Origin of the sequence: Azoarcus sp. L1K30 (assembly GCF_018122735.1) — a bacterium.
In the GTDB taxonomy this organism is placed as follows: domain Bacteria; phylum Pseudomonadota; class Gammaproteobacteria; order Burkholderiales; family Rhodocyclaceae; genus Parazoarcus.
This window is the reverse complement of record NZ_JAGRRD010000001.1, coordinates 4,929,208-4,948,774: the sequence shown is the minus strand read 5'-3', so window position 1 is coordinate 4,948,774 and position 19,567 is coordinate 4,929,208. Positions and strand designations below refer to the sequence as shown.

17 protein-coding genes are annotated in these 19,567 nt (G+C 65.8%); all 17 read right to left on the bottom strand.

The window, feature by feature from the left end; genetic code table 11:
- Positions 1-9 precede the first annotated feature (9 nt).
- The gene (gene fdhF / locus J5J83_RS22725) at positions 10-2,799 is read right to left on the bottom strand and encodes a formate dehydrogenase subunit alpha (protein ID WP_212352641.1); all 2,790 of its coding nucleotides are present in this window, start codon (positions 2,797-2,799) and stop codon (positions 10-12) included.
- Positions 2,796-4,505 carry an NADH-ubiquinone oxidoreductase-F iron-sulfur binding region domain-containing protein gene (locus tag J5J83_RS22720; protein WP_212352638.1) on the bottom strand — a complete coding sequence of 570 codons (1,710 nt, stop codon included), beginning with the start codon at positions 4,503-4,505 and terminating at the stop codon, positions 2,796-2,798. The genes fdhF and J5J83_RS22720 overlap by 4 nt, the downstream gene beginning before the upstream one ends.
- Before the next feature lie 184 nt (positions 4,506-4,689).
- A complete protein-coding gene (gene paaH / locus J5J83_RS22715; RefSeq protein ID WP_212352636.1) occupies positions 4,690-6,237 on the bottom strand; it encodes a 3-hydroxyacyl-CoA dehydrogenase PaaH in 1,548 nt (515 codons plus the stop codon).
- A gap of 746 nt (positions 6,238-6,983) precedes the next feature.
- The gene (locus J5J83_RS22710; RefSeq protein ID WP_212352634.1) at positions 6,984-7,151 is read right to left on the bottom strand and encodes a rubredoxin; all 168 of its coding nucleotides are present in this window, start codon (positions 7,149-7,151) and stop codon (positions 6,984-6,986) included.
- Between the two features lie 67 nt (positions 7,152-7,218).
- Entirely contained in the window at positions 7,219-8,199 is a 981-nt protein-coding gene (locus tag J5J83_RS22705; RefSeq protein WP_212352632.1) for an NADPH:quinone oxidoreductase family protein, read from the bottom strand.
- A 35-nt stretch (positions 8,200-8,234) separates the two neighbouring features.
- Complete coding sequence (locus J5J83_RS22700) at positions 8,235-9,041, bottom strand: enoyl-CoA hydratase/isomerase family protein (protein ID WP_249115825.1); 807 nt, start codon at positions 9,039-9,041, stop codon at positions 8,235-8,237.
- Positions 9,042-9,045: 4 nt separating this feature from the next.
- A complete protein-coding gene (locus tag J5J83_RS22695) occupies positions 9,046-9,474 on the bottom strand; it encodes a thioesterase family protein (protein ID WP_212352630.1) in 429 nt (142 codons plus the stop codon).
- 1 nt (position 9,475) lies between these two features.
- Positions 9,476-10,249, bottom strand: a complete 774-nt coding sequence (locus J5J83_RS22690) for an alpha/beta hydrolase (RefSeq protein ID WP_212352628.1) — start codon at positions 10,247-10,249, stop codon at positions 9,476-9,478.
- Position 10,250: 1 nt separating this feature from the next.
- On the bottom strand, positions 10,251-10,964 hold the full coding sequence (locus J5J83_RS22685; RefSeq protein WP_212352626.1) for an ABC transporter ATP-binding protein: 714 nt from the start codon (positions 10,962-10,964) through the stop codon (positions 10,251-10,253).
- The gene (locus tag J5J83_RS22680; protein ID WP_249115824.1) at positions 10,957-11,757 is read right to left on the bottom strand and encodes an ABC transporter ATP-binding protein; all 801 of its coding nucleotides are present in this window, start codon (positions 11,755-11,757) and stop codon (positions 10,957-10,959) included. Before J5J83_RS22680 ends, J5J83_RS22685 begins: the two co-directional genes overlap by 8 nt.
- Positions 11,750-12,730 (bottom strand): branched-chain amino acid ABC transporter permease, encoded by a 981-nt coding sequence (locus J5J83_RS22675; protein WP_212352624.1) that lies wholly within the window; start codon positions 12,728-12,730, stop codon positions 11,750-11,752. Before J5J83_RS22675 ends, J5J83_RS22680 begins: the two co-directional genes overlap by 8 nt.
- A gap of 6 nt (positions 12,731-12,736) precedes the next feature.
- Complete coding sequence (locus tag J5J83_RS22670; RefSeq protein ID WP_212352622.1) at positions 12,737-13,603, bottom strand: branched-chain amino acid ABC transporter permease; 867 nt, start codon at positions 13,601-13,603, stop codon at positions 12,737-12,739.
- Positions 13,604-13,675: 72 nt separating this feature from the next.
- Positions 13,676-14,863, bottom strand: a complete 1,188-nt coding sequence (locus J5J83_RS22665) for an ABC transporter substrate-binding protein (RefSeq protein WP_212352620.1) — start codon at positions 14,861-14,863, stop codon at positions 13,676-13,678.
- A 58-nt stretch (positions 14,864-14,921) separates the two neighbouring features.
- Complete coding sequence (locus tag J5J83_RS22660) at positions 14,922-15,419, bottom strand: hemerythrin domain-containing protein (protein WP_212352617.1); 498 nt, start codon at positions 15,417-15,419, stop codon at positions 14,922-14,924.
- Positions 15,420-15,433: 14 nt separating this feature from the next.
- Entirely contained in the window at positions 15,434-17,032 is a 1,599-nt protein-coding gene (locus J5J83_RS22655) for a benzoate-CoA ligase family protein (protein WP_212352615.1), read from the bottom strand.
- A gap of 331 nt (positions 17,033-17,363) precedes the next feature.
- The gene (locus J5J83_RS22650) at positions 17,364-17,831 is read right to left on the bottom strand and encodes a DUF4863 family protein (RefSeq protein WP_212352613.1); all 468 of its coding nucleotides are present in this window, start codon (positions 17,829-17,831) and stop codon (positions 17,364-17,366) included.
- Positions 17,832-17,860: 29 nt separating this feature from the next.
- Positions 17,861-19,438 (bottom strand): 3,4-dehydroadipyl-CoA semialdehyde dehydrogenase, encoded by a 1,578-nt coding sequence (locus J5J83_RS22645; protein ID WP_212352611.1) that lies wholly within the window; start codon positions 19,436-19,438, stop codon positions 17,861-17,863.
- Positions 19,439-19,567: the final 129 nt, after the last annotated feature.

The window sequence follows — 19,567 nt, the reverse complement described above, 5'->3', positions numbered from 1 at the left end:
TTGATTAATTCAGTGCATACAAGCCTGCCTCACCCGCAACGCGCAATATTTGAACTCGGGAATCTTGCCGAAGGGGTCGAGGGCGGGCTGGGTGAGCAGGTTGGCGGCGGCCTCGACGTAGCAGAAGGCCATGAACACCGAACCGGGCTGGACGCCTTCGTCGGCACGGGCTTCCAGTTCGATGTGCCCGCGACGGGTTTCGAGCACCACCCGGTCCCCATGCGCGAGGCCTGCGTTCGTCATGTCATCCGGATGCATGCCGCACCACGGCTGCGGATCGAGCGCGTCGAGCACATCGGCGCGGCGGGTCATGCTGCCGGTGTGCCAGTGCTCGAGTACGCGCCCGGTGATGAGCACCAGCGGAAAATCGGCATCCGGCAGCTCGGCCGCGGGCAGCGGCGTGACCGGGACGAAGCGGCCGAGGCCGTTCGGGGTGGGGAAGTCGGACTGGAACAGCACCGGCTGCGACGGGACATCCACCGCTACTTTAGGTGCCACCACGGCGCCCTCGCCTTCGAGCGCGGCCCAGGTGATGCCGGCATAGCTGGGCATGGCGCGGGTGAGCTCGGCGAAGATGCCGGCCGGGCCGGCGTAATCCCAGGCCAACCCCATGCGCTGCGCGATCTGCTGGATGATCCACCAGTCCTGACGCGCCTGGCCGGGCAGCGGCAGTACCGGCTGCGACAGTTGCACCAGGCGGTCGGTGTTGGTGAAGCTGCCGGTCTTCTCGTACAGGCTGGAAGCGGGCAGCACGACGTCGGCAAGCATCGCGGTTTCGGTAAGGAAAATGTCCTGCACCACCAGATGCTCGAGCCCGGCGAGCGCGGCACGGGCGTGCTCGAGGTCGGGGTCGGACATCGCCGGGTTTTCGCCTTCGATATACATGCCTCGGATGCGCCCGGCGGCGGCGGCATCCATGATCTCGACCACGGTCAGGCCGGGCTCGGAGGGCAGCGTCGTCTCCCACAGCGCCTCGAAACGCGCGCGCACGCCGGGCTCTGCCACGCGCTGGTAGTCGGGGAACATCATCGGGATGAGGCCGGCGTCGGACGCGCCCTGCACATTGTTCTGCCCGCGCAGCGGATGCAGTCCGGTGCCGGGGCGGCCGATCTGGCCAGTCATCAGCGCCAGTGCGATCAGGCAGCGCACATTGTCGGTGCCGTGGGTGTGCTGCGACACCCCCATGCCCCAGAAGATGATGCTGTTGGGGCCGCGGGCGTAGGCGCGGGCGACTTCGCGCACGGTGTCGGCGTCGATGCCGGTAATCGGCGCCATGCGCTCTGGCGGGTACTGCAATGCGGCGTCGCGGAAGGCATCGAAGCCTTCGGTGCGAGCAGCGATGAAGGCCGGATCGGTGAGTCCTTCTTCGATGATCACACAGGCCATCGACAGTAGCAGCGCGACGTCGGCGTCGGGGCGGAACTGCAGCGTGCGCCAGGCGTGTCGCGCGAGCGGGGTCTGGCGCGGGTCCATCATCACCAGCTTCGATCCGCGCTCGCTGGCGTTCTTGATGAAGCTTGCCGCCACCGGGTGATTGGCCGCCGGGTTGGCACCGATGACGATCATCAGGTCGGCAAACTCGACATCGCGCACCGGGTTGGACACCGCGCCGGAGCCGATGCCTTCGAGCAGCGCCGCCACCGATGAGGCGTGGCACAAGCGGGTGCAGTGGTCAACGTTGTGCGTGCCGAAGCCGGTGCGCACCAGCTTCTGGAACAGGTAGGCCTCCTCGTTGCTGCCCTTGGCCGAGCCGAATCCGGCCAGCGCCTGCGGGCCGTGCTCGCGCTTGATGCGGGCGAGCCCGCTGGCGGCGAAGTCGAGCGCCTCTTCCCACGTGGCTTCGCGGAAGGCGGCGAGCGGGTTGGCCGGATCGAGATTCACCCCCTTGGGGATGCCGGGCTTGCGGATCAGCGGCACGGTGAGGCGCTCGCGGTTGCGGCTGTAGGTGAAACCGTAGCGGCCCTTGACGCACAGGCGACCGGCGTTGGCCGGGCCGTTGCGGCCTTCGGCGAAGACGATCTTCTGTGCGGCGCCCTCGCCGGCCACGTGATAGGTGAGCTGGCAGCCGACACCACAGAAGGGGCACAGCGAATCGACCTTGCGCGTGGGGACGAAGCGCGGGGGCTTCACCTCGGCAACACGCTCCGTTGCAGCAGCAATGGCGCCGACCGTGGCCGGCAGCAGCGCACCGGTCGGACAGGCCTGCACGCATTCGCCACAGCCGACACAGGTGGAGCTGCCCATGCTCACGTCGAGATCGAACACGATCTTCGAGGCTTCGCCACGGTGGGCGTAGCCGATGACGTCATTGACCTGCTCTTCGCGACAGGCACGCACGCAGCGATTGCACTGGATGCAGGCGGCGAGGTTCACCGCAATGCCGGGGTGGCTGGTGTCGGTCGCAGGCTGCTGGCGTGGCGCGAAGCGACTGGCGCCGACGCCGAGCTGGTCGCACCAATAGGCGAGCTCGGAGTCGGTCTTCTCGCTTTCGGGTGCGACATCAGCACGCAGCAGTTCGAGCACCATGCGCTGCGAGGCGCGGGCGCGCTCGCTTGCGGCCCGGACCTTCATGCCGGGCTTGGGCGCACGACAGCACGACGGGGCGAGCACGCGCTCGCCGTCGATCTCGACCACGCAGGCGCGGCAGTTGCCGTCGGCACGCAGGCCGTCCGTGTAGCACAGATGCGGGATGTCGACGCCGGCGCGGCGGGCGGCGAGCAGAATGGTTTCGCCCGGCTCGGCGTCGATGGTCTTGCCGTCGAGTTCGAAGGCGATGGTGTCGGTGGTGAGGGTCGTCATGCTGCGCCCTCCTCCGCGCGAAAATCAGATGGCGTGGCGCCGACCTCGTGCGGGAAGTAGCGCAGCACCGAGCGCACCGGGTTGGGCGCGGCCTGGCCGAGGCCGCAGATCGAGGCGTCCATCATCGCACTGCCGAGTTCGTCGAGCAGCGGCGCATTCCATTCGGGTGCCGCCATCAGGCCGGCAGCCTTGGCCGTGCCGACGCGGCAGGGCGTGCATTGACCACAGGATTCATGAGCGAAAAAGTGCATCGCGTTCTCGGCCAGCACGCGTGCCTTGTCGTGCTGGGAGAACACGACGATGGCGGCCGAGCCGATGAAGCAGCCGTAGGGCGCGAGGGTGTCGAAGTCGAGCGGTACGTCGGCCAGGCTCGCCGGCAGCATGCCGCCCGAGGCACCGCCGGGAAAGTAGCCATAGAGTTCGTGCCCCTGCAACATGCCGCCGCAGTGTTCGTCGATGAGCTGGCGCACGGTGATGCCGGCATCGGTAACGATCACCCCGGGCTTGGCCACCCGCCCGCTGACCGAGAAGCTGCGCAGGCCCTGGCGACCGTTGCGACCACGCTTTTCCAGCCAGTCATAGCCCTGCACCAGGCTGGTGTCGACGATGTCGCGCACCCACCACAGGGTTTCCGGGTTGTGCACCAGCGTGGGCCGCCCAAACAGGCCAACCTCCGCGACATAGGGCGGACGCAGGCGTGGCATGCCGCGCTTGCCTTCGATGGATTCGATCATCGCCGACTCTTCGCCGCAAATGTAGGCGCCGGCGCCGCGGCGCACCTCGATCGGCGGCAGTTCGGGCCAGGCTGCGCGCACCTTGTCGAGTTCGGCATTGAGCATCTGACGCAGGGCCGGGTACTCGTCGCGGATGTAGATCCAGATCGCGGCGATGCCGACCACACGCGCGGCAATCAGCATGCCTTCGATGAAACGGTGCGGGTCGCGGCCGAGGTAGTGGCGGTCCTTGAAGGTGCCGGGTTCGCCCTCGTCGATGTTGACCGCCATGTTGCGCGGCGCCGGCTGCGCCATCACCGTGCGCCACTTGCGCGCAGCTGGAAAACCCGCACCGCCCAGTCCACGCAGGATGGCGGTGTCGAGTACGGCGAGGATCTCTTCGGCTCCATGCTCGCCACTGCAGACCGACTCGTACAGCCGATAGCCACCCGCGGCCCGGTAAGCTTCGAAATCGATGATGTCGGGCGCGGGCTCGACGCGGTCATTCGCATCCACCGCCGCCGCAACCTTGTCGGCGTTGGCCTGCACCACCGGGTTCTGCCCCACTACGGCCACCGGCGCGCAGTCGCAACGCCCGACGCAGGGCACGCGCTGCACGCGGACATCGGCCCCGAGCCGGCCCTGGAGCCCCGTGGCCAGTTCGACACCGCCGTGCATGGCGCAAGTGAGGGAATCGCATACGCGCACGGTGAGCAGGGGCGGCGCGGCCTCGCCGTCGGCCACGACATCGAAGTGGTGATAGAAGGTCGCGACTTCATACACCTCGGCCTGCGCCAGCTTCATCGCCTCTGCCAGTGCGGCGAGGTGATCGGCGAACAGCGCACCGTGGGCGTCCTGCAGGCGGTGCAGATATTCGATCAGGCGGTCGCGGCGCGGCGTCTCGCCGGCAAGCGCTGCCTGTGCCGCCGCGCGGGCGGATTCAGGAAGAGGCGGACGATTGGGGCCGCGACGCGAGCCGGCTTTGACGAGCATCGATGTTTTCCCTTCGGAATGACTGGCGCGCCCGGTCTGTCGAGGGCGCGATTAAAGTTAATTTAAGGAATCTAAATTTCTCATGGAGCAACAATACGGGATTATTGCTCACTTGAGAATAGTCGCTCCACACGCCGGCGCGAGACACTCGCGGAATGGACCGTCCCCCTCTCCCGGCGTCCGCTCAGATCGCCGGGCTCTGGCCCTCCGCACTCAGTAAATCACTGCCGCCTTGGGCGCAGCGTAGCAGCAAGGGCGACACCCGATAGCGTTCCTCACCATAGTGTTCGCGCAAGTTTAAGAGTACGCGGGTCACGAAACTTGCCCCCATGCGACCAGCCCATGCCAGTGGCCCTTCCGGATAGTTGGTGCCGTAGCGCATGGCGGTGTCGATGTCGGCGGCAGAGGCAATGCCCTGCACGACGCCGTCGGCAGCCTCGTTTGCCAGCATGCAAACGGTGCGCAAGGCTAGCAGCCCGGGAATATCATCGACGCGGCTCACCGCGATGCCGGTCGCCTGCAAGGTGCCGACCGCGTCGCACCATGCCTGCTCGCCGCACTGATCCGCGCGCGAGAGTGCCAGCCGCGGTGTCAACGCGTAGTCGCGCGCGAGGTCGAACAGGACCAGGTCGGGCGTGACCTCTTCGGCCGCGCGGCGGGTTGCTGTGCGCCCGTCGGACAGTGCGAGTCGAGCCGCACCGATGCGGAGACATCCGCTCCCCTCGCCGGCCTCGCGCCTGACCTCGATGCCTGCGGCCTCGAAGCGGGCAAGCAGCGCTTCGGCCACGCCCAGGTGCCCGATAGCGGTCACGGCGCGAACCGCGACGGCGGGCGATTCCGTTGTAGCGACGGGCTTTACGGCCCCGTCACGATAGTCGTAGAAGCCCTGCCCAGACTTGCGCCCGAGCCGCCCCGCCAGCACCAGTTCCTGCTGGATCAGACTGGGCGTAAACCGCTTGTCACCGAAATAGGCATCGAACACGGAGCGGGTCACCGCGTAGTTCACATCGTGGCCGATCAGGTCCATCAGTTCGAATGGCCCCATCGGGAAGTTGCAGGCCTCACGCAGGATCGCATCCACCGTGGCCGGTGTCGCCGCGCGCTCGGCGAGCACACGCAAGCCTTCGGCATAGTACGGCCGTGCCACCCGGTTGACGATGAAGCCCGGGGTGGAGGTCGCCCGCACCGGCACCTTGCCCCAGGCCCTGGCGGTGTCATAGAGCGTGGTGGCCACTTCTGCATCGGTGGGGAGGCCGGAGACGATCTCGACCAGCGCCATGCGCGGCGCCGGATTGAAGAAATGCAGGCCGGCGAGCCGGGCCGGACGCGTGAGCGCCGCCCCCATCGCGGTAATCGACAGCGACGAGGTATTGGTCGCGAGAATAGCCTCGGCGCCGACCATGTCCTCGAGCTGACGGAAGAGCTTCTGCTTGATCTCCAGGTTCTCGACGATGGCCTCGATCAGCAGGCCGGCGTCGGCCAGATCCTCGATCCGGCTGCTCGACACGACCCGCGCCAGCGTGGCTGCGCACTCGGCCTCGGCAAGCTTGCCCTTGCCGACAAGGAAACGCAGGTCCTTTTCGATCCCGGCCTTGCCTCGTGCCACGGCGTCGGCATTCATGTCGTACAGATAGACCGTGTGTCCGGCGCGCGCGGCAACATGGGCAATGCCGCTGCCCATGGCACCGGCGCCAATCACTGCAACCTTTGTGGAAGTGGCCAGAGCAGCCATGTGCAACATCCTTGTGTTTGTTGATCGAATTGAATGGGCGATGAGTGGATGACGTCGCGCCTTTCCAACATGAGGGTGAATCCATCCGAACTACACTTCTTCTATTGGCAGGCCCCTTGCCTTGGTATGTTCGAGGTACGAAACGGCGCGCCTCCTCCTTCAAGGAGTAGGGCAGACGGGGGCCCCGAACCTCAGTAGCAGGTACCTTCCCCTTCAAGGGGGCGGCAGCGGGGTTTCGTGAAGCATCGCTTCGCGCCGCCAGAGCGGGGCGGCTGTGCAAAGCCGGCCCTCCGGACAGGATGGGGATGGGTTTTGTGGCAAGCCCTCGAAACCCATCCCCACCCCAGCCCTCCCCTTGAAGGGGAGGGCGCTTTCCGTCACGTCCGGGAGCTTCCGCTTCGCTACGCCGGCAGCGAGCGATGCTCGCCGAAACCCCGCCTTCACCCCCTTGAAGGCAAGGGAGCAAAATCTGCCCATCGGAACCTCATTAGCAGGTCCCTTCCCCTTCAAGGGGAAGGACAGGATGGGGATGGGTTTCAAGTGCCGCCAACGATACCCATCCTCACCCCAACCCGGTAGCCAGCGCGAAGACGCGCTGTCGTTCAGGCGGCGGGGTTTCGTGAAGCATCGCTTCGCGCCGCCAGAGCGGGGCGGCTGTGCAAAGCCGGCCCTCAGGACAGGATGGGGATGGGTTTGGGCCACTGTTGAAACCCATCACCCAACCCGGGAATCGCCGCCCTGCCGACTCATTCCGGCTGGTATTGCATCCAGTTCGACTTCGGCGTGCCGCAGTCGGGACAGACGAAATCTTCCGGCACGTCGGCCCACAGCGTGCCCGGCGCAATGCCTTCGTCGGGCAGGCCGAGTGTTTCGTCGTAGGGAAAGTAGCAGGCGCTGCATTGATATTGAGCCATGATGATTCTCCGTTGCTGGGGCGGGGGTGCCCTTGATTTGTCGGTGTTGTGTGTTGTGTGTTGTGATTCAGTCTTGCGGCAGTACGATCAACTTGCCCGCCACCTGCCGTGCGGCCAGCGCCTGCATCGCGGCGACGGCACCGTCGAGGGTGCAGGCACGGGTGATTGGGGGTTTGAGGCTGCCGTCGGCAAAACAGGCGAGCACGGCGGCCACCTGGCGTGCGGCCTCGGCGGGTTCGCGCCGCATCAGCTCGTCCCAGAACACGCCGCCCATGTCGCAGCCCTTGAGCAGCAGCAGGTTGGCCGGAATGCGCGGAATCTCGCCGGCGGCGAAGCCGATGATAAGGATGCGCCCGCGCCACGCCGTGGCGCGCAGTGCAGCCTCGGTATAGGCGCCACCGACGACGTCGACGACGATGTCGGCACCGTTGCCGCCGGTGGCCGCCTTCACCGCATCCTTCAGATCGGTCGTGGTGTAGTCGATCAGATCGTCCGCGCCGTGTTCGCGGCACAGGGCGAGACGTTCGGCACTGCCGGCTGCGGCGATCACGCGCGCGCCGGCGGCCTTGGCGATCTGCACGGCCGCCAGGCCGACGCCGCCGGCTGCCCCGAGCACAAGCACGGTTTCGCCAGCCTTCATGCGGGCGCGGTCATGCAGGCCGAACCAGGCGGTGCCATAGGTCACCAGGCCGGCCGCGGCGGCGTCGAAAGGCACCGCTTCGGGCAAAGGCCAGGTCTGACTGGCCTTGGTGCGACACACCTGGGCATAGCCGCCATAGGAAGTGAAGGCGCATACGCGGTCGCCGGGGCGGACGTGACTGACGCCCTCGCCCACCGCCACAACCTCTCCCGCCACTTCGCCGCCGGGCGAGAACGGGAACGGGGGTTTGACTTGATATTTGCCCTGCACGATCAGGGTGTCGTAGAAGTTGATGCCGGCCGCGCACACGCGGATCGTGACCTCGCCGGCGGCGGGCCGCGGTTCGGGCAAGTCGCCGACACGGAGCGCTTCGAGCGGGGCAAATTCGTTACAGATCAGGGCGCGCATGGCGGACTCCGGAATATGTTGTGCTGCGGACGCGATCAGATCGGCGCGCCCTGCGGGAACTCGGCGGGGCGGCGTTCGCGCACGGCGGCCAGTCCCTCGCGGACTTCGGGGCCGGTGAAGCCGAGCATCTCCAGCGCCACCGAGTTGTCGAAGATCGGCCCGGCCTGGCGCAGCCAGTTGTTGAGGCTGTGCTTGGTCCAGCGCAGCGCGGTCTGCGGCCCGGCGGCGAGTTTGCCCGCCACCTCCATCGCGGTGTCCATCAAGGCGTCGGCCTCGACCGCCATCGACACCAGGCCGATGCGTTCGGCCTCCTCTCCGCTGATCTCGTCCGACAGCAGCAGGTGCAGCTTGGCCTTGGCCATGCCGCATAGCAGCGGCCAGATCATCGCCGCGTGGTCACCGGCGGCAACGCCGAGACGGGTGTGGCCGTCGATCAGGCGAGCATTCTTTGCCGCGATCGAGATGTCGGCCATCAGCGCCACTGCCAGCCCGCCGCCGACCGCCGGACCATTGATCGCGGAGATGATGATCTTGGAACAGTTGATCATGTTGTAGACGATGTCGCGCGCCTCCTTCCACACCCGGGCCCGGTGTTCGAAGTGCTCGACCATGTCGCCCACCAGTTCCAGCGTGCCGCCGGCGGAAAAGCCCTTGGCCTGCCCGCGCACGATGATCACGGCGACCTCGGGGTCGCGATCGAGATCGCGCCAGATGTCGGCCAGCTCGCCATGCCCGGCATGGTCTGCCGCCGGTAGCTTGCCGTCGCGGCCCATGACGAGCTCGACGATGCCGCGGTCGTGGCGCACGAGCTGCAGGCTGGTGTAGCGGGTGTAGTCCATCATGTCTTCATTCCATTGTTGCTGCGTCTGCAAGATAGGCGGCGAACTTCGGCCGCCAGAAATCGGCACTGATCGGCTCCGGCTTGAGGTTTTCCATCGACGCCAACACCACCTTCAGGTGACCGCGCACGCGCAGTTGCTCGCCGGCCCAGGCACCGATCTCGAGCTGCAGCGAGGCGTTGCCGATGGCCATGACCTGCAGGCGGAAAGTAAGCTGGTCGCCGTAGCGCGAGGGCGCCAGGTACTCGACATCGAGCTTGACCATGGGGATGCCCAGGCGCATCTCCTCGTGCAGGGTATGAAAATCCACCCCGAGCCCGTCGGCAAACCAGTCTTCGACAACCTCGTTGAAGAGCTCGACGTAGCGTGGGTAGAACACGATGCCGGCCGGGTCGCAATGCGAAAAGCGGATGCGCTTGTTGCGTTCGTAGATCACGTCAGTCTCCGCCCACGCGTTCGATAAAGGCCGTCACCGCCTCGATCACGGCCTGCGGCTGGTCCTTGTGCGGCGAGTGGCGGCAGTCGGCGAGCTTGACCAGTTCGACATCCGCCGCCCCACGGGCAATGCGTTCGATCTGGTCCATGGTGCCGTACTCGTCGTCCTCGCCCTGGATCGCCATCACCGGGCACTGGATTCGGGGCAGGTAGGCCTCGATGTTCCAGGCACGGAATTCCGGATGCAGCCAGATGTCGTTCCAGCCCCAGAACACCGCATCCACATTGTCGTGATACTTGCCCAGGCGTGCGGGCAGATCGGTCGTGGTGTAGGCGACTTTGGCCTGGGCGATGCTGCTGACCGAGATGTCCTCGACCAGCACATGCGGGGCCATCGCGATCACGCCGGTCAGCGGCGTCTCGGTGCCGCCAGCGCACAGCAGCGCGATCGAGGCGCCGTCGGAGTGACCGAACAGGATGGGCCGCTCGAGGCCGAGTTCGGCCAGCAACGCGGGCAGGACGGCGAGGCCTTCATCGTGCATGTAGTCGACGGCGCGCGGCAGCTTCGCCGGGCCGGAGCGCCCGTAGCCAGCACGCGAGTACACCACGGCCTCGCAGCCGGTGGCGTCGGCCACCTTCTGCGGAAAGTCGCGCCACATCGACACCGAGCCCAACCCTTCGTGCAGGAAGACGATGGCGGGCGCAGCTTCGCGCGGATGACTGGACGGCAGGCGAACGTACTCGAGGCGGCATTCTCCGATGCGGACGGTTTTCACTTCACACTCCCAGATGCTTCTGAATGAGCTCGGGATTATTGCGCACCTCTTCACTGGCACCATCGAACACCACCTGGCCCTTGACCACGATCATCGAGCGATCGGTGATGGAGGTCACCGCGGCATGGTTCTTGTCCACGATGACGGTGGCGATGCCGCTGTCGCGGATCTCGCGGATGACGCGCCAGATCTCGCGCACGATCAGCGGCGCCAGGCCTTCGGTGGCCTCGTCGAGAATCAGCAGGTCGGGGTTGGTCATCAGCGCGCGGCCGATGGTGAGCATCTGCTGCTCCCCCCCCGAAAGTTGCCCGCCGCCATTGTTGATGCGCTCGCCCAGGCGGGGAAAGGTGTGCATGACGCGGTCGAAGGTCCAGTCGCACTGGCCGTCCACACCCGCTCGCGCGGCCATCAGCAGGTTCTCGCGTACCGACAGGTTGGGGAAGATGCCCCGGCCTTCCGGCACGTAGGCAATGCCCTGGCGTGCGATTTTGTGCGTTGGACCGCCCGTCATCAGATCGCCGCGCACGCTCACGGTACCGTGGCGCGGCTTGACCAGGCCCAGCATGGAGCGGATCAGCGTGGTCTTGCCCATGCCGTTGCGCCCCATCAGGCCGAGGGTCTCACCCTTATGGATGCGGAAATCGACCCCGTGCAGGATATGGCTGGAACCATAGTAGGTATGAAGCTCGCGGGCTTCGAGCAGCACATTAGACATGGCCGTCTCCAAGATAGGCGGTCTGTACGTCCGCGCTGTTGCGAATCTGCTCGGGTGGCCCGGATTCGAGCACTACGCCGTTGACCATCACGGTGATGGTGTCGGCCACGGCGAACACGGCGTCCATGTCGTGCTCGACGAGCAGGATCGCGCGGTTCTCCTTGAGCCCCTTGAGCAGTTCCACCATCTGCGCCGACTCTTCCGAACCCATGCCGGCAAGCGGCTCGTCCAGCAGCAGCACGCGCGCATCGGTGGCGAGCACCATCGCAATCTCGAGCTGACGCTGTTCGCCATGCGACATGGTGCCGGCAATGCGCTCCTCGCGCCCTGCCAGCCCGGCTTCGACGATGGCCGCACGTGCGCGCTCCAGCGTGTCGCGCAGGCGCAAGGCATCGGTGAAGAGCTTCCACGGCCGCGGGTTGCGCGACTGCGCGGCCAGCCGGCAGTTCTCGAGCACGCTGAATTGCGGAAAGATGTTGGTGCGCTGGTAGCTGCGACCGATGCCGATGCGCGAACGCTGCGCCGCGCCCAGGCGCGTGATGTCCTTGCCGCCGAGCAGGATGCGGCCTTCGGAGGGCGGCAGGTCGCCCGACAGCATGTTGATACAGGTCGACTTGCCGGCGCCATTGGGGCCGAGCAAGGCGTGCAGCTTGCCCCGCTCGAGGGTCAGGCATACACCCTGGTTCGCCGCCAGGCCGCCGAAGCGGCGGGTGAGCTTGTCGGCGACCAGCATTGCCTCGCCCGTCACCGGTGCCGGCGCGGCCACCTGGATGCTGTTGTCTGCTTCAGCCATTGCCGCGCTCTCCGTTGACAAGTTTCAGGATCCGCTTCGGCAGCGCCGACAGTCCGCCCGGCATGAACAGCACGGCGGCAACGATGACGCCGCCCATCAGCAACTGCCAGTGCTTGGTCCAGCCGGAGAACAGCTCCTGCAGACCGATGAAGGCGAAGGCGCCGAGTACCGCCCCGCCGAGATTGCCCATGCCGCCGAGGATAACCATCATCAGCACGTTGCCCGACTGGTGCCACGACAGGTATTCCGGGGTCACGAAACCGAACAGCACGGCGTAGAGAAAGCCTGCCACGCCCGCCAGTGCCCCGGCCAGCGTAAACGCGGCCAGCTTGTAGCCGAAGGTCGCGTAGCCGAGCGACTGCATGCGATGTTCGTTGCTGCGGATACCCACCAGCACCCGGCCGAATGGCGAGCGCAGCACCAGGGTGAGGAAGACGAACACGGCCACCAGTGCGAGCACCACGAAGTAATACAGGTGCAGCGGTTCGTTGAGGTCGAAGGGGGTCCATCCGGCGATGGCGGCGTCAGGCTTGAAGTTGACGTAGATGCCGTCGGAGCCGCCGCCGAGCGGAGTGTCGTGAAAGATGTAGTACGCCATCTGGGCGAAGGCGAGCGTGACCATGATGAAGTAGATGCCCTTGGTGCGCAGCACGAAAATGCCGATGACGAGGGCCGCGAGCGCCGCCGCCAGCACGGCGACCGGGAACACGAACCACAGGTTGGCGGGATCGTACTTGGGTGTGGCCAGCGCGACGGCATAGGCGGCAATGCCGAAGTAGGCGGCGTGCCCGAGGCTGACCAGGCCGGTGAAGCCGACCAGCAGGTCGAGGCTCATGGCGAAGATGGCGAGCACCAGCACCTTGGCCACCATTTCCGTATAGAAGGACGATCCGAATGCCGGAAAGGCGATCACAGCGGCGAGCACAGCCAGCTTGAACACCAGGGCGATGCGGGATTGGGTTGTCGGGTTCATTGTGTCCTATCCCTTCCTGAAGATGCCTTCCGGGCGCCACAGCAGCACCACCGCCATGACGAGATACACCACCAGCCCCGCCAGGTCGGGCAGCAGCACCTTGCCGAAGGTGTCGGCAAAGCCGATCAGCAGCGCGGCCAGCAAGGCCCCCCACACCGACCCGATGCCACCGATGACGACGATGACGAAGGAGATGATCAGCACGCTGCCGCCCATGCCCGGATACACCGACGAAATCGGCGCGGCCAGCATGCCGGCGAGCGCGGCCAGCGCCACGCCGAGCGCGAACACGGTGCGGTACAGCATGTTGATGTCGATGCCGAGCGACTGCACCATGTCGCGGTCGTGACTGCCGGCGCGGATCATCATGCCCAGCCGGGTGCGCTGCATCAGCCACCACAGACCGCCTGCAAGGGCGAGGCAGACCACCGAGATCAGGATGCGATACACCGGGTACGACAGCGTGTCGGACAGGGGGATGGAGGCCGAGAACAGGGCCGGAATGTCCACGCCGTGGACATCGTCGCCCATGGTGAGACTTCGCAACTCTTCAAAGATGAGAATGAGGCCGTAGGTCAGCAGCACCTGTTCGAGGTGGTCGCGCTTGTAGAGATGGGCGAACAGCAGCCATTCGAGCAAGGCGCCAAAGGCGAAGGCCAGCGGAATGCCGAGCGCGATGGCGAGCATCAGGTTGCCGGTCATGCTCGTCAGCGCGAAGGCGAGATAGGCGCCGATCATGTAGAAGCTGCCATGCGCCAGGTTGATGATGCCCATGATGCCGAACACCAGGGTCAGTCCGCTGGCCACCAGGAACAGCAGCAAGCCGTACTGCAGCGAGTTCAGAATCTGTATCAGGAACGTCGTGAAATCCATGAGTCTTCCCCTCCGGGCGCCGCGTGCGGCGCCCGGATACGGTTGGATTGAAGCGGGCGTGGAGACGCGGAATTACATGCGGCAGCCGCGTGCGGGGTCGGCCAGCTTTTTCGCTGCGACGCCGACCACCTTGTTCTCCTGACCTTCGGCCTTGCGCAGGTAGATGTCCTGCACCGGGTTGTGCGCCTTCGACAGGGTGAAGGCACCCCGCGGGCTATCGACCGTGGCCGACTCCATGGCCTTGATCATGGCGCCCTGCTCGAGCTTGCCGCCCTTGACCGCGTCGAGACCGGACTTCAGCAACTGCGCCGCGTCATAGCCCTGCACGGCATAGACGTCGGGCTGCATCTTGTAGCTCATCGCGTAGGCGGTACGGAAGGCCTTGTCCTTGGCCACGTCGAGGCCGTCTGCGTACTGCAGCGCGGTCAGCAGGCCTTCGCCCGAACCGCCCATTGCGCCCAGCGTACCGTCGGTGAGGAAGCCACTCGAGTACAGCGGGATGCTGCTCTTGAGCCCTGCGGCGTCGTAATCCTTGACGAACTTGACCGCGCCGCCTCCGGCGAAGAACACGTACACGGCATCGGGCTTGAGCGAGGCGATCTCGGTCAGGTAGGGCTGGAACTCGACCCCCGGGAAGGGCAAGGTGAGCTGCTTGACCACCTTGCCGCCACCGCTCTCGAAGGCGCTTGCGAAGCCATCGACGGCCTGTTCGCCGGCCGCGTATTTCCACGTCAGCGTCACCGCGGTCTTGTGCCCGCGTTCGGCTGCGACCTTGCCCATGGCGTAGGCCGGTTGCCAGTTGGTGAAGGAGGTGCGGAACACGTTGGGCGAGCACAGCGGACCGGTAAGTTCGTCGGCGCCGGCGTTGGGGATGATCATCAGCGTCTTGCTGTCGCGCGCGACCTTGGCCATGGCCAGGGCGACCCCGGAGTGCACCGTGCCGACCAGGACGTCGACTTCGTCGCGCTTGACCAGCTTGTTGGCGTTCTCGGTGGCCTTGGAAGGATCCGATTCGTCATCGACGACGAAGTACTCCACTTCGCGCCCGGCCAGCGTCCCGCCCTGCTCCGCCACGTATTGCTTGAAGCCGTTGGTGATGGCATTGCCCAGCGCCGCATAGGTGCCGGTGTAGGGCAGCATCAGGCCGACTTTGACCTTCTCCGCGGCGTGCGCGGCTCCCAGAGGCAGCAAGGCGGCAACTGCCACACCGACCAGACCCACAACACTGCGTACCGATGTGCGACCGTTTTCCGATTTCATCTTTGTCTCCTGTCGTTTTTCGATGTATTGACGGGGCTGCGGGCCCCGCCGCAAGCCCTTACCAGGCCTGACTCCGGTTGGCCTGAAAGGCCGCGTGGATGGTTTCCCAGTCTTCGCTGGTGAGGTTTTCTGCCGCCAGCGGCATGACGACTTCTTCTTCCTTGCGCATGTGCTCCCACAGGAACTCCGCATAGGCGCCAAGGCTGCGCTCGAAGCCGGCGATGTCACCGCTTTCGCGATAGGCGCCCATCGCCTTGCGTACCGATGCGAGCAGGGTGCCGCAGACGTCGTGCTGGCCCTCCAGCTCATCGAGGATGGTGTCGGCGGCGTGGCTGCGCATGCGCAGCAGGCGGAACAGGGTCTCGTCTTCCTTGGGGTGATGCACGCGGTCGGGGATGGTCTCGATGTAGTCGAACATGGCCTGAAAGAGCGGGAAGTCCGGCTTGTCCCGGCCTTCGCGCACGGCCTCGACATGGGCCTGCAGGCCCTTGAGCACGGCGCCCATGGAGCGGTGTTCGTCCTTGATGATTTCAATGGCTTGCTGCATCGCGGTCATGAATGTTCTCCGGTTCAGCGCTGGGCCGCGGCGCGCAGCTTGAAGCGCTGGATCTTGCCGGTGGCGGTCTTGGGCAGTTCGTCGACGAATTCCATCCAGCGCGGGTACTTGTATGGGGCGAGCAGGCTCTTGACGTGGGCCTTGAGCTGATCGCGCAGCGCATCGTCGGCTACGAGACCGGGCTTGAGCACGATGTAGGCCTTGGGCTTGATCAGCCTGTCGTCGTCCTCACAGCCGACCACCGCCGCTTCGAGGACGGCCGCATGGGCGATCAGCGCGGACTCGACCTCAATCGGCGACACATAGATGCCGCTGACCTTGAGCATGTCGTCGCTGCGGCCGGCGTAGACGTAGTAGCCGTCGGCATCCATCTGGTACTTGTCGCCGCTGCGCGTCCATTGTCCCTGGAACGTGGCACGGGTCTTCTCGCGGTTGTTCCAGTAATACGCGGCGGATGTCGGCCCGCTGATCTGGAGTTCGCCGGGCACGCCCGGCTCATTCACCGCGTTGCCTTCGTCGTCGATGAGTCGCACCGCATAGCCGGGCACCGGCTTGCCGGTGGTGCCGTAATGCACATCGCCGGCGCGGTTGGAAAGGAAGATGTGCAGCATCTCGGTGGAACCGATGCCGTCGAGAATGTCCACCCCGAAGCGTTCGGTCCAGCGCTTGCCGATTTCCTCGGGAAGCGCCTCGCCGGCCGAGGTACAGGCGCGCAGGCGCATCTCGTCCCGCGTCGGACAGTCGGCACTGGCAAGCATGGACGCATAGAGCGTGGGCACACCGTAGAAGATCGTCGGCCGATGCTTGCGCAGACGCTCGAACACCGCCGCCGGTGTCGGCCGCTCCGCCATCAGCACCGCGGTGGCGCCGACGGCCAGCGGAAAGGTCAGGCCATTGCCCAGCCCGTAGGCAAAGAACAGTTTCGCCGCCGAGAACACCACGTCGGCTTCGCCGATGCCGATCACCGGACGGGCATACAGCTCGGCAGTCTGGATCAGGCTGGAGTGGATGTGCACCGTGCCCTTGGGGGCACCGGTCGAACCCGATGAATAGAGCCAGAAACAGGCGTCGTCGGCCAGCGTCGATGCGGTGTCGAATTCGTCGCTGCCCTGCTCGAGCAAGGCGGCAAGGCTGTCCGGCCCGGGGTTGGCAGTGCCGGCGACAATGATGCGCTCGAGCGTCGGCACCTTGCCGAGCAGCGGCTCGACCAGCGGCATCAGCGCGGCCGACACTACGGCGATGCGCGCCCGGCTGTCGGTGAGCATGTAATCGTAGTCATGCGCGGTCAGCAAGGTATTGACCGCGATCGGCACCACGCCGGCCTTGATCGCGCCAAGGAACACGGTGGGAAATTCGATCGTGTCGTGCACGCACACCAGGATGCGGTCTTCCTGGCGCAGGCCGGCAGCCGTTCGCAGCGCACTGGCGCAACGATTCACCCGTCTGGCGAGCTCATCGTAGGTGTAACTGCCGGCGTCATCGATATAGGCCAGCTTGGCGCCGCGACCGGCCGCGAGGTTGCGGCCGATGAGATCGTCTGCGGCATTGTACTGACGCGGGATCTCGATACTGGGCGGACTCGTGGCGTGGTCCGCCGCACTCAGGGTGGGCATTGTCTGTCTCCTCCGTCTTTCTCGGCACGATGCGCCGTGCATCGCAACCACTACCTGGCTGCGGAAGTCGCGCCCACCGGTCTTGTTGCCGGCAGCAGGACGCAAAATCCTTGAATCTGTCGTTCGCTACTGCAGCGCTGAACGCTGTTTGGCACTCAGGCTGGCCTGGCCAAGCGCCCTCCCCTTCAAGGGGAGGGCTGGGGTGGGGATGGGTTTCAAGCAGCGCAAAGACAACCCATCCCCCTCCCAACCTCCCCCTTGAAGGGGAAGGAGCCCATCATCAACCGCAACGACCACTTGAGATAAATGCCATCAAGGGCACACCAATACGCTAGGCGCGCGTAAACTCGATCGCCCCCTCGGGCAGCAGGTAGAGCACATGCGCGCGCCCGTCGCTGACCGTGGGCCGATGTACGCTGCCCGGCCCATAGACGAACCAGCCGGCACCGTGACCATCGAATTTCGCCTCCCCCTCGAGCGGCATGATCATGTCGATCTCGCCATTGGGATGCGCGTGCTGCGGGCCGACGACGTCGGCCATCTCGACCACGTCGACGCTGAAACCGTGCAGTTCCGGACAGGGCTTGATCACGCGGCCGTACTTGATGCCGCCATGCTCGAGCTTGCACATCCAGCCGGCAGCCACGGCGTCGCGACAGGCGGACGCGATGGTCTGGAACTCCGCGCCATCGGCCGGAAACCGTTCGTTGAGGAAATCGGCCAGCTGCGCATCGACGGGCTTGCCGGCGATCGCTGAAGTGACGTTTGCAATCAGGCGCTGGAAAATCTCTGGGGTCATCGACTGCTCTCCAATCGGGTTCGGGTGAGTCAAGCGCCGAGCAGGGCAGCATCAGCCGCGCCTTCGCACAGCGCATCAAGCAGGGACGAACCGCCCTGCACGACATGACGGCGGTGATACATGGCCAACGCACGCAGGCCACCAAGCTCCTCGCCGCCACCGGCCCGTCCGGGACCACCGTGAAGACAGGTGGGCATGACGTTGCCGTGACCGGTGTGCTGGTTGCCGATGACACCGTCGACCACCATCACGCGGCCATGCATGTCGGCGATCGCGGGGATGAATTCGCACAGGAATGCCGCATCGGCGGAATACACCGAGGCCACCAGCGACCCGCCGCCGCGGCGGACCATGGCAACCAAGGCGGCCGGATCGGCATAGGGCAATACGGTCGCCACCGGACCGAACACCTCGACGTCGTGTACATATTGCGCATCCAGCCCCTTGTCGCAGAACAGCAGCGCGGGCTGAACGAAGGCAGACACGGCAGGGTCGGCATCGACCGGCACGAAATCGGGATCACCGCCGAACACGAGCCTTGCATCGAGCTTGAGCTTTGCCAGGCCCTCGAGCGCCGCGGCCTGTTGCGCCCGACTGACCAGCGGACCGACACGCACACCCTCGGTACGCGGGTTGCCCACGGTCATGCCGGAGAGCCTGGCCGCCACCGCATCGGCCAGGGCCGTTGCGACCGCAGCGGGCGCGAAGATGCGGCGGATCGCGGTGCACTTCTGCCCGCTCTTGATCGTCAGTTCGCGCACGACCTCCTTGACCGCGAGATCGAACTCGGCCGTGCCGGGCACCGCATCCGGCCCGAGGACGGCCGAGTTGACGCTATCGGCCTCGACATTGACGCGCACCGAATGCGCCACGACCGCGGGATGATTGCGGATGCGCGCCGCAGTGTCGGCCGAACCGGTGAAGGACACCACATCGCGCGCATCGACGTGATCGAGCAGGTCACGCGCGCCGCCACAGACGATGCTGATGGCGCCCGGCGGCAGAATGCCGGCCGCAACCACGTCCTCGACCATGCGCTGGGTGAGCCAGGCCGTGGGCGTGGCAGGCTTGACCAGCACCGGCACACCCGACAGCAGCGCCGGCGCGGCCTTCTCCCACAGCCCCCAGGCCGGAAAATTGAATGCGTTGATGAACACCGCAACACCCTGCAGCGGGGTCAGGAAGTGCTGTCCCTGGAAGACGTCGGTCTTGGCCAGCGCGACGCGCCCGCCGTCCTTCAACTGGCGGGCGGCGCCCAGCACCTTGCCCGCACGTGCATAAGTCTTGAGGGTGAAGATCGCGCCATCGACGTCGAAACCGGCATCCGCCGCCGTCGACCCCGAGTTGCGCAGCGAGATATCGAAATAGGCCTCGCGATTCGCGCTCAGGACCTCAGCAATCTGCCCCAGACAGGCCGCCCGCTGTTCATAGGACATCGCGCGCAATGCGGATCCGCCCTGATCGCGGGCATAGGCCATCGCAGCACCGAGATCCAGCCCTTCGGACGACACCCGGACCAGCTCTTCGCCACTGACCGGATCAAGCAGAGGCACGCCCTCGCCCGCACCCTGCAGCCACTGCCCACATAGATGATTATTCAGTTTCACCGCATCTCCCCACTCATCGATTTGGCAGCTCACATCACATGAACTAAAACACATGCGAGGCGTCTGCCGCTGGATATAGAATACACGCAGGCAAGGACGCGTCAAGCACTTTATTGCATGTTTTTCCGC